Source organism: Deltaproteobacteria bacterium, assembly GCA_029210625.1.
Classification (GTDB): domain Bacteria; phylum Myxococcota; class Myxococcia; order SLRQ01; family SLRQ01; genus JARGFU01.
In genome coordinates, this window is record JARGFU010000014.1 from 183,958 (window position 1) to 194,880 (window position 10,923).

The 10,923-nt window shown below is 74.0% G+C and carries 8 protein-coding genes; 5 read left to right on the forward strand and 3 right to left on the reverse strand.

From position 1 onward, the window contains the following. Window positions 1–3: 3 nt before the first annotated feature. The 4 genes from P1V51_14925 to P1V51_14940 all read left to right on the forward strand — a co-directional run bounded on the left by P1V51_14925 (window position 4) and on the right by P1V51_14940 (window position 7,121). Complete coding sequence (locus tag P1V51_14925; protein ID MDF1564341.1) at window positions 4–3,135, forward strand: MXAN_5808 family serine peptidase; 3,132 nt, start codon at window positions 4–6, stop codon at window positions 3,133–3,135. Then, window positions 3,132–4,127, forward strand: coding sequence for a transglutaminase domain-containing protein (locus P1V51_14930; GenBank protein MDF1564342.1), 996 nt, complete (start codon window positions 3,132–3,134; stop codon window positions 4,125–4,127). The genes P1V51_14925 and P1V51_14930 overlap by 4 nt, the downstream gene beginning before the upstream one ends. Then, window positions 4,124–6,097, forward strand: a complete 1,974-nt coding sequence (locus tag P1V51_14935; GenBank protein ID MDF1564343.1) for a hypothetical protein — start codon at window positions 4,124–4,126, stop codon at window positions 6,095–6,097. The genes P1V51_14930 and P1V51_14935 overlap by 4 nt, the downstream gene beginning before the upstream one ends. Before the next feature lie 88 nt (window positions 6,098–6,185). After that, on the forward strand, window positions 6,186–7,121 hold the full coding sequence (locus tag P1V51_14940) for a hypothetical protein (protein MDF1564344.1): 936 nt from the start codon (window positions 6,186–6,188) through the stop codon (window positions 7,119–7,121). On the opposite strand, the gene P1V51_14945 is transcribed toward P1V51_14940, so the two are convergent. Continuing rightward, on the reverse strand, window positions 7,118–7,819 hold the full coding sequence (locus tag P1V51_14945) for a glycerophosphodiester phosphodiesterase (protein ID MDF1564345.1): 702 nt from the start codon (window positions 7,817–7,819) through the stop codon (window positions 7,118–7,120). The two genes, P1V51_14940 and P1V51_14945, sit on opposite strands and share 4 nt — an antisense overlap. A 39-nt stretch (window positions 7,820–7,858) precedes the next feature. Between P1V51_14945 and P1V51_14950 the strand changes: the two genes are divergently transcribed. Then, on the forward strand, window positions 7,859–8,047 hold the full coding sequence (locus tag P1V51_14950; protein ID MDF1564346.1) for a twin-arginine translocase TatA/TatE family subunit: 189 nt from the start codon (window positions 7,859–7,861) through the stop codon (window positions 8,045–8,047). On the opposite strand, the gene P1V51_14955 is transcribed toward P1V51_14950, so the two are convergent. Then, on the reverse strand, window positions 8,011–8,820 hold the full coding sequence (locus tag P1V51_14955) for a hypothetical protein (GenBank protein ID MDF1564347.1): 810 nt from the start codon (window positions 8,818–8,820) through the stop codon (window positions 8,011–8,013). The genes P1V51_14950 and P1V51_14955 overlap by 37 nt on opposite strands. After that, window positions 8,817–10,923: hypothetical protein (locus P1V51_14960; protein ID MDF1564348.1), on the reverse strand; the 2,107-nt coding region annotated here is incomplete at its 5' end. The genes P1V51_14955 and P1V51_14960, both read right to left, overlap by 4 nt.

Below are 10,923 nucleotides of genomic sequence, written 5' to 3' on the forward strand. Positions count from 1 at the left end.
CGTATGACCTTCCAGCGACAGAACCTCCCCCGCGCCCAGCGGCTGCGCCGCCGCGCCCTCCAGGTGAGCGCGGCCCTCCTCCTCGGCAGCCTCGCGGCCCTCGCGCCCGACGGCCCCTTCGACGGCCGGCGTGACGCCTCGGCGCTCGGCAGCCGGGCCGAGGCGACGATGGGGAGCGACTTCCGCCTCTCCGATCTGCGCCTCTTCAACGCCGTGGTCCTCCTGGTGCACGACCGCTACGTGGACGACGACCGGATCCACGCCCGGAACATGCTGCTCTCGGCCCTCGACTACGTCGAGAAGCGGGTGGCCGAGGTACTGATCGACGAGAAGCGCGCCGCCTCCCATCAGGAGGTCACCGTCACCGTCGGCACGGCCACCCGCACCTTCGACATCTCGGGGGTCGGCGACCTCTGGCAGATGTCGGTGGGGATGAAGGAGATCTTCGCCTTCATCGAGGCGAACCTCGTGAGCCACGAGGAGCTGCCCGAGATCGAGTACGCCGCCATCAACGGGATGCTGGCCACCCTCGACCCGCACTCCAACCTCCTCGATCCCGAGCAGTACACCGACATGAAGATGCACACGACCGGCGAGTTCGGCGGGCTGGGCTTCGTCGTGTCGCTGCGGGACGGCCGCCTGACGATCATGAAGGTGCTGCCGCGCACCCCGGCCCACCGGGGCGGCATCCGCCCCCGGGACGTGATCACCCAGATCGAGGCCGAGTCGACGGTGAACATGGACCTGACCGAGGCGGTGAAGCGCCTGCGGGGGGTGCCGGGCACCAACGTCTCCTTCTGGGTCGACCGCAAGGGCTTCGAGAAGCCGAGGAAGTTCACCCTCGCCCGGGCCCGGATCTCCATCGACTCGATCGATCCGGCCAAGCTGCTGACCGGCAACGTCGGCTACATCCGGATCACCAACTTCCAGGGGAACACCACCTCCGACCTGCGCCGGTCCATGCTCGATCTGGCCGAGAAGGCCGGCGGCCGCCTCAAGGGGCTGGTGCTGGACCTGCGCGGCAACCCGGGCGGCCTCCTCGATCAGGCCATCCAGGTCACCGACCTCTTCGTCGACGACGGCACGATCGTCTCGACGGTGGGCATGAGCAACAAGCTGCGCGAGCGGAAGTTCGCCACCCGGCCCGGCACCCTGAAGGACCTGCCGATGGTCGTGCTGGTGAGCCACTCCTCGGCCTCGGCCTCGGAGATCGTCAGCGGCGCCCTGAAGAACCTCGACCGCGCGATGGTGGTCGGCTCCCAGACCTTCGGCAAGGGCTCGGTGCAGGTCCTCTACCCGCAGAACGACGACTCGGCCCTCAAGCTGACCGTCGCCGAGTACCTCACCCCGGGCGACATCTCGATCCAGGACGTGGGCGTCACGCCGGACATCGACCTGATCCCGGCGCTCGTCTCCCGCTCGCGGATCTGGGCCTTCGCTCCGCGCGAGTCCATGCGCGAGTCGGACCTCGAGGCGAGCATGTCCGAGGAGGTCGCCGGTGCGGCCCCGGGCGCGAACCCGGTGGGCTTCCGCACCGCCGAGCGGCGCAACACCGACGAGCCGGTGGCCCACCTCACCTTCCTGCGGGACGACGTGCCCGAGGGTGAGGAGATCGACGAGTTCGAGGAGCCCGAGTGGAAGGAGGACTTCCAGGTCCGCTTCGCCCGCGAGCTGCTCCTCGATGCCGGCGCGACGACCCGCAAGGAGATGCTGCGGGACGCCCGCCGGGTGGTGAACGAGCGCTCGGCCAGCGAGCGCCGCCGGATCAACGAGGCCGTCGGCAAGCTCGGCGTGGGCTGGAACCCGCCGCGCACCGAGAAGGTGGCCGGCGCCCCCGACGTGAGCGCGACCCTCGAGGTGAAGGGCGTGGCCCGCGCCGGCGAGGAGGTCCACCTCGTCCTCACCGTGAAGAACGAGGGCAGCACGCCGCTCAACCGGGTGCGCGCCTGGACCAAGACCCGCTCTCCGCGCTCGGTCCACTACGCCTACCTCTTCGACCGCATCGAGTTCGTCCTCGGCCAGATCGATCCCGGCCGCACCCAGACCTGGTCGGTGCCGGTCGAGCTGCCCATCGATCTCCCGGCCCGCCACGAGCTCCTCGACCTGCAGATCGCCGCCGAGCAGCACGAGGAGGTCACCTCGGTCCCGGCCGAGCTCGAGCTCTCGGGCAAGGCCCTGCCCCGCTTCGCCTTCGCCTGGGGCATCGACGACGGCGAGAGCCCCCAGGCCGACGGCGTCCTCTCGCCCGGCGAGAAGGTGAAGCTCTGGGTGGGCGTGAAGAACGTCGGCGAGGGCGCGGCCCCCGAGGTGGTCGCCACGCTCAAGAACCTCGAGGACGAGCACCTCTACATCCACGAGGGCCGCGCAGCGATCGGCAAGCTGCCCCGCGGCGGCACCGCCCTCGGGGAGATGCTGCTCGAGCTGAAGGACGGCTTCGACGAGCCGCGGGCCCGGATGCGGGTGACGATCTACGACCGGGACGCGGGCGAGTACATCTCCTCCGAGATCCAGGTCCCCGTGGCCCACCGGGGCGACGCCGCGGTCCGGACCGCCGGGAGCCTGCGCGCCACCTCGGCGACCGAGGCGCGCGCCTGGGCCGCCCCCGAGGCGCCGGTGGTGGCCACCCTGAAGAAGGGCGCCGTCCTCCCCCTCACCCACGACGTGGGCGCCTACCACCGGGTGTCGCTCGGAGAGGGCCTCTCCGGCTTCGTGGCCGCGGAGGTCTCGAAGAAGCAGGGCGCCGTGCGCAAGCGGCCCGCGGGCGTGGCCCTCGCCTTCCCCTTCGAGGCGCCGACGATCCAGCTGGTGGGCCTCGAGGAGTCCCCGGCCACCGATCAGGCCACCTTCGCCCTGGCGGGCAAGGCCACGGACGCCACCGGCATCCGGGACGTCTACCTCTTCCTCAACAACCAGAAGGTCTACTTCAAGGCCGCCGCGGGGACGGGAGATCGGGAGATCCCCTTCACCACCACCCTCGAGCTGGCCGAGGGGGCGAACAACCTGATGCTCTTCGCGCGGGAGGACGACTCCCTGATCGGTCGCAAGACGGTCGTCATCTTCCGTCGCCCGGCGACCCTCGCCGCGGCGGTCGAGTCGGCCGCGCCGGACACCGCGCCGGCCAAGAAGAGCCCTTGAGCCGGAGGCGGCCCGGGGTGATCGAGGCGGCGGCGCTCCTCGGCGCCCTCGCGCTGACCTCGGCCTGCGCCTCACGGCCCGCCACCCCGGCGGCGCCGGCGGCCAGCCTGGCCTTCGCCCTGGAGGTCCGCGTCGAGGCCTGGGGGGAGGATGACCCCTTCCTCGACCTGCCTCGCGTCCCCGCCCACCCCGGGCTCGAGGGCCTCGAGGAGTGGCTGGAGGCCGGGACCCTGCGCACCGAGGCGCTGCCGCCGCGCGAGGACGACCCCTACCTGCGCCCCCTGCGGGTGCGCCCGGGCGAGGCCGCTGAGTCAGGCGAGTGGGTGGGCCGCCTGCGCTACGCCGCCCGGCTGCCGGCGCGTGACGCTCCGCTGCCCCCCGTCCTCGAGGGCTGGCCGGAGGCCGACCCGGGGCTCTCGCGCTGGCTGCGGCCGACCACGGCCCTGCCCGCTCGCAGCCCCCGGGTGCGCAAGTTCCTCGTCTCCCGGGTCGAGCCGAGGCTGGAGGCCGGCGCCCCCGACGTCGTGCGAGAGATCGTCGCGGTGCTGGACGAGGCCGTCCGCCTCGATCGGGAGAAGGCCTCGGGCCCCGGGGTGCTCGAGGCGCTGCGCACCGGGGTGACGACGCCCAACGGCCTGAACCGGCTGCTCGTCACCAGCCTGCGCACGGCGGGCATCCCCGCCCGCCTGGCCGCTGGCCTCGATCTCGCCGCGCCGAAGGGCGAGCGCTTCGTCCGCTGGACGGAGGTGCACCTCCAGGGGGCGTGGTGGGCCCTCGCCCCGCCGGGGATGAGCGCCCTACCCGGATCGGTGATCGAGCTCGATCACGGCGACCAGCGCTTCCTGCCCCGCAGCGAGGGCACCCGCCTGCGCTTCGTGCTCCTTCCCCTGGTCGTCCCCCCCGGCGACGCGATCGGAGAGGCCGCCACCCGGGCCCTCGACGCGAGCGCCCGCCGCCGGGCGGCGCGGGAGCAGGAGGAGGAGCGGGAATGAGGAACGCGCTCTCCTCGCTGCTCGTGCTCGTGCTGCTCGCCCTGCCCGGCGCGGCCGCCGCGGCGCCGCCACCGGACCTCGTGGTGGTCATCGGTCACGATCCGGAGCTCGTCCTGCCGGCCACCCTCCTCGCGCACCGCAGCGGCGCCCCCCTGCTCCTGGTCGACCCCGATCGGCCGGAGCTGGCGGCGGCCTTCATCGCTCGCCTGAAGGCCCGCGCACCCCGCCTCTTCGCCACCCCGGACTCCTCGAGGGCCGAGCCAGGGATCGTGGCGAAGATGCTCGGTCTGCCGGCGACCCTGGCCCCGGAGCCCGCCGCGGCCTCCATCGAGCCGGGGACCACCGGCTACCTCGTCGAGCGCGGCGATCTGGAGGCAGCGCTCGCCGCCACCCACGCCGCCGGTCGCACCGGCGGCTTCGTGGGCTTCGTGGCGCCGGGGAAACCCGCTGCCAGCCACCCGGCCTTCCTGCCCACGAGCACCGTCGTCGTGGGGCGGCTGGCGCGACGCACGGCGCCCTTTCTCGACTCGCAGGCGGAGCGCCTGGTGGTGGACCCCGCTTCCCTCCTCGCCACCCTCCCCTCGGATCCCCGCGCGATGGGACAGCGCCGCCTGGTGCTGGCCAACCCCGAGGACACCCGGGGCCACTTCTCGCCCCCCCACCTCTCCCTGCTGGCGCCCCTGGTCGCGCTGCAGCAGGGGGCCGAGCTGCACCTGGTCGACGCCGATCCGGCCACCACCGCCGCCCTGGCCCGCCCGCCGGCGGGTTCGAAGACGCCGGTCGCCGACACGGTCACCCTGGTCGCGGACATCCTCGGGATCGAGCAGCGGGAGATCGACGATCCGGACGACCGCCACCAGGGCCGCAAGCGCGTGCGCCGCTTCGCCCTGCCCAATCTGGTGGGCCTCGGTCCCACCACCACCGACGATCCCGAGGCGATCGCGCCGGCCGAGATCGCGGTGGGCCGCCTCGCCGCCCTCGACGTCCACGACCTCTCCCTCCAGCTCGCCCGGCAGCGCGCCTCGGAGGGAGGCCGCTGGCCGCGCAGCGGGCGCGCCCTGATGATGGCCAACGTCGATCTGAAGTTCCGCCTGGGCGAGGCCATCTCGCGGGCGAGCGTGAAGGAGCTGGAGGCGGCGGGCTTCAGGGTCGACGCCCACTACGGGCCGGCGGTGGAGGAGGCCCGCAAGGCCGGCGCGCTCGCCGGCCACGACCTCATCGTCTGGGAGGGCCACCCCCGGGACCTCGGCGTCGACGGCCACCTCGGGCTGCGGGACGAGCTCCTCGACGCCCGCCTGGTGGTGCTCCAGGGCTGCTACACGCTCGAGCGCAACGACGCCTACGTCCTCGGGGCGCTGGGCGCCGAGTCGGTGCTGGGCACCTCGATGCCGGTCTACAGCGCCTCGGGCTCGGCCCTGGCCAAGGTCTTCCTCGACGCCCAGCTCCAGCAGGGGATCGGCGCCGGCGAGGCCCTGGTCCACGCCCGCAACTACACCCTGGCCTACCTGCGCCTGAAGGCGAAGCGGGGCCAGGACGAGTGGCGCAAGACCTGGCGCGCCGCCCTGGCCTTCGATCTCTGGGGCGATCCCACGACCCGCCCCCTCGCCCGGGCCGGGGAGGACCACCCTCCCGCGATCCGGCTCGAGCGCCAGGGCGATCGCCTCTCCTTCGTGCTGCCGCCGGAGCGCCACCCGGAGGTCGAGACCGAGGCCTACTCGGTGTCGATCCACCCCGGAGGACAGCTGGGCTCCCTGATCGGCAAGCTGCGCTCCGATCCCGAGGGCCCCCGCCGGGTGCAGGAGGTCTACTTCGGCTGGGTGAGCCTCCCGGAGCAGGCCACGCCGCCCCGCCTCGAGACCGGGCTGGACGATCGGGACTGGGCCATGGTCTGGGCCCCGGCCCGCCGCCGCCTCTACCTGCTGGTCCACTCGGACGCCCAAGCGGCCCCGAGCTTCCGGCTGCTGCGCTGAAGGCGCCCCAAGGGCCCGGTTTTCTTGACCCTATTGGCGCTGCGCTGCTAGCGTTTTGATTCGCCGTGCCATCCGGCTTGGAGGGAGTATGCGACGCATCTCGAACATCGCGCTTTCGGCGCTCGTGCTGTCCGCCACCTGCCTGCCAGGCCTGGCCCGGGCCAACACGAACGACATCCAGGCGTTCCGTCTGGGGAGCCCGGCCACCGACTTCGAGGGCGCCAACGGCCGCTACCGGCTGCTCTCGACCGATCTGGCCATGGCCTTCACCCCGACCCCGATGCACCCCGCCGAGACCCTCGGCCGCTCCGGCGCCTCGATGGAGGTGGGGATGCGCATGGCGCAGGTCCACGCCGACGCCCGGGTCGAGGGCAACGGCACCTGCAACAACTCCGCGGACAACTGCCGGGTCTGGGTGACCGAGGGCAACGTCGAGAGCCTCTTCCTGATGCCGATGGTGCAGGTGCGCAAGGGCCTGCCCTTCTCCTTCGAGTTCGAGACGAAGTTCCAGTACCTCATCCACAGCGAGATGTTCGCGGCCACCGCCGGCCTGCGCTGGTCGCTCAACGAGGGCTTCGACTTCCTGCCCGACGTCTCGGTGGGCGGTCAGGGCACCCGCGTGATGGGCGTGCGGGAGATCGGCATCATCACCGGCGCCCTCGACGTCACGGTGGGCAAGTGGTTCTCGCTGGGCGGCATGGCGGTGCTGGCCCCCTACGCCGGCTGGCAGCGGGTCTGGGTGAGCGCCATCTCCGAGGTCATCGACTTCGATCCCGCGAACGAGCTGCTCGACAACGCCACCGCGGACGACACGATCTTCGAGGACGTCCTCATCGGCGGGAACTACTTCGACCGCTTCTTCGTGGGCTTCCGCTTCAACGCCTACGTGGTGCAGGTCTCCGGTGAGTTCACCTACCAGCCCGCCCACAAGGTCTCGGCCGCCTCGGTCTCGACCGGGAACCCGGGCTTCCCGGACCAGGGCGCGACGATGACCTTCGCGACCAAGCTGGGCCTCGACTTCTAGATCAGCACCGACCTCGCGAAGGCGGGGTCGTTGGTGATCACGGCGTCGACGCCGAGGGCGGCGAGGCGCCGGAGGGTCGGCGCGTCGTCGACGGTCCAGACGTTCACCGCCAGGCCCAGCGAGCGCCAGAGCCGCATCCTCGCGGGGCCGACGAGGGAGGCCTCGGGGTGCAGCGCCGAGAGCCCGGCGCCCAGCCCCTGCCAGCCGCGCCGCCAGAGGCGGTGCTGCTCGGTGCCGAAGAGCAGGCCCCGGGGCAAGCGCGGGGCGTGCTCCCGGATCCGCCAGAGCCCCGCCGGGTGGAAGCAGGAGATCAGGGTGCGCTCCGCCACCCGCAGATCTGCGATCACCCGCGCCACCGCCTCCTCGAGGCCGGTGGGCCGCCGCTCGGTGACCTTCAGCTCGACGTTGACCAGGAGGTCGGGCCCCGCCGCCTCGTAGGCCTCGGCCAGGGTCGGGATCCGCTCCCCGCCGGGAAGGCGCAGGGCCCGCAGGTGCGAGAGGGAGAGCGCCGCGACCCGGCGGGGGTCGCCGGTCAGGCGCTCGAGGGTGGCGTCGTGGAAGACCACCACCTCGCCGCTGCCGCAGAGGCGCACGTCGAGCTCGATCCCGTCTGCGCCCTCCCGCCGGGCCAGCGCGAAGGCCGCGAGGGTGTTCTCGGTCGCCCGGGCGCTCGCCCCCCGGTGGGCCAGGATCTTCATCGCTCGTCCTCGCTCCCGGCCCGTGCTACTCCCTGAGGCGTGCCCACCCTGGTCGAGTTCCTGGTCATCTTGCTGATCGTGATCCTGGTCTTCGTGGCCGGGCGCCTCGGCGATCTGGGCGACGGGCTCGGCAAGCTGATCCACGGGGAGGCGCCGCCTCCCGAGCCGCCCCCCGAGGATCCGGCCGGGGATCAGGCCTCACCTTCGGGCTCCAGCGCGTCGAGCTGAGCCGCCGCCTCGGCCGTCTCCTTGCGGCGGGCGAACTCGGCCACCCGGGCCCCGGCGGCGCGGCGCACCGCCTCGTGCAGGTTGCCGTCGGCGGCGATCGCCTTCGCGTCGCTCAGAGGAAGGAGAGCGACGAGCTTCAGGGCGATCTCGGTGGGCGTGTAGGGGTTGTTGGCCAGCGCCCGCCGCACCCGCCGCCGGGTGCTCCAGCGGGGCGCCCGGTAGATCTCCCGGAGCACCTCGGGGCGCGCCGGGCGGCGGGCGGCGAGGCCGACGACCTCCGTCTCGGTCAGGCGGGGGTGCGCGAGGAGGTTGTGGACCACCGAGGGATCGGGATCGGTGAGCAGCCGCGCCAGCTGCGGCCGGTCGGCCTTGCGGGCCAGGGCCTTGCGGAAGCCGAGGGTCTTCGAGCGCATCTCCCGGTCGACGCCCCTCTCGTCCTCGGGCCGGAATTCTCGGGCCGGCGGCGGCCGCTCCAGGAGGTGGGCCACCTCCAGCCGGTGATGCTCCCGGGCGAAGACGAGGAGATCCGAGATCTCGTCCCGCTCCCCGAGCGCCGAGATGGCCTCGGTCATCACCCCCAGGGCGTCGCGGCCGTGGCGGTCCCCCGCCTCGCGCAGCCGGAGCAGGCCCTCCAGGGCGTCGACCATGTCCTCCACCGACCAGAGCTCGAGGAAGGCGGTGGCGGCGGCCAGGCGGGCGCTGGGCTCGAGGACGGTGAGGCGATGCGCGAGCGACCCGGCCAGCTCGACCGCTCTCCCGCCGGACGGGCTCATGGCCCCGTCTGGGGCCGCACCTCGAAGCGCAGCCCCGAGCGTGGATCGGTCGGCGCCGCCAGGAAGACCGCGAAGTAGGGCAGGGTCGCGCCCGGCGCCATCTCGGCGGTGGCCTTCTCCCGCAGCCGCTCCATGAGGGCCTCGAGGGCGTTGGCGTCGATGAGGTGGTGCAGGTCGGCCGCGCTCGGCTCGACGCCCACGATGCCGGTGCCCGTGCCCAGCAGCTCTCCCGAGGCGGCGATGAGGCGCGCCTCGATCCGGGGGTCGGCCACCGGCCCGGAGGAGGCGTTGTAGAGCTCGCCCCGGACGTAGACCAGCGGCGGCCCCTCGGCGCGGGCATAGGCGCCCGGGACGGTCGAGACCACCTCGACCCCGCGGGCGCCCCCGCCGAAGGCCTGGGCGATGCGCGCAGGCGAGACGAGGCTCGCGTCGATCGCGCCCTCGGTCTGGTGGGCGACGAAGACCAGCAGCCCCGCGGCGATGAGCGCGGCCACGAAGACGCCGTTCATCACCAGCGAGCCGACGCCGCCCTTCGCGCTGCGCCCCGGGACGGGCGTCTTCTGATGGACGGCCTGCTTGTCCGGCCGCACCATCGCGCCGACGACCACGCCCTCGGCAGAGGGCGGCGGCGCAGGCGGCTGGGCGGCGCGCGGCCTGCCGACCACCGCCCCGGTGGGCAGGTCCCCTCCGGGCGGCTCGAAGCCGCCGCCCAGGTCACCGCCGCCGGCGTCGAAGGGCATCCCCCCGCCGCCGCCGAGATCGAGGGTGGCGAAGGGATCGCTGCCCCCGTCGGTCGCGGCGACGAGGCCGGGGTCCGGCGAGCCGAAGTCGGTGATCGGGCCGGTATCGAAGGAGGGCCCGCCGCCATCGAACTCGAGCGCCGCACCGCCCTCCGCGCCGGGGAAGGAGCCGGGATCGAACTCGTGCGCCTGGGGGCCCTCGCTCTTGTCGATCTGCCAGTCGTCGAAGCCGCCGTCGTCGGCGGTCTCGAGGCCGCTCGGAGGCAGCTCCCCGCCTCCCAGGCCGGACTCGAAGGCGGCGTCGAGGGCCGCGTCGGTCTCCTGGTCGGCGGCGGGCGCGGGTCCGGGCCCGGCGCCCTCGGTGGCGTCGGCGAAGTCGAAGCTCCAGCCTCCCTCCTGGGCGCCCTCGGAGGCCGCGGCGGGGGGCGGCGGGGGCGGCGCGGCCTCGCCGGCCGGCGAGACCCCGAAGGCGGCGTCGAGGTCGAGGCTGACGGCCGCGTCGATGGCCTCCTGCGCCTCGGCGTCGCTCGCCACGCTCTCGACCGGCGGGAGGCCGACGCCTCCCTCGAAGCCGGCGCCGGGGCTCACGGCGGCGGCGCTGGTGTCGAAGGTGAGCGAGGCGGGGTCCGGCATGGGCGAGGGCGCCGCGGCGGGGGGCGGCGGGGTGGCCGCCGCCGGGGGGAAGGTGTCCGTGTCGAGGTCGAAGGCGCCCGCGGCGAAGGGATCACTCTCGGGCGGCGCCCCGAAGGCACCGGAGAACTGCAGGTCGCCACCGGCGGTGGCCTCCGGCGGTGGCGGCGGGGGCGCGGCGGGGAGCGGCGGATCGTAGGTGTCGCTGCCCACGTCGCCGAGGGGCGGATCGTAGGCGTCCACGCCGCCGGGGAGGGGCGGATCGTAGGTCTCCCCCTCGGCGCCGAAGTCGAGGTCCGAGAGGGCGGCGTCCATCTCCCCCTCCGAGGCGGTGCCGGGATCGGCGAGGGTGTCACCCTCGGCGCCCGGCTCCTCGGAGTCGAAGTCGAAGCCCCCGAACATCGCCTGGGTCTGGCGCGGATCTCCGCCCCCGCCGGCAGCCGGAGCCGCCCCGGCGCTCCCGAAGAGCGCGTCGGCGTCGAGGTGGGATCCGTCGTCGTCGGTCGGCGGTGCGGACGCGGGGCCGCCGAACATGTCCTCCGCGCTGGGGAGGAAGGAGTCGGAGCCCTCCTGCGCGTAGGCCTCCTCCTCGTAGCCCTCCTCCTCGGCGGCCTCTTCCCCGCCGAACCCGGCGGAGGGATCCCCGAAGAGATCGTCCAGGCCCGCGCCGGGCGCTCCGGCGGTCGCCGCCGCCGGCGGCGGGGGCGGGGGCGGGGGCGGCGGCGGGGGCGGC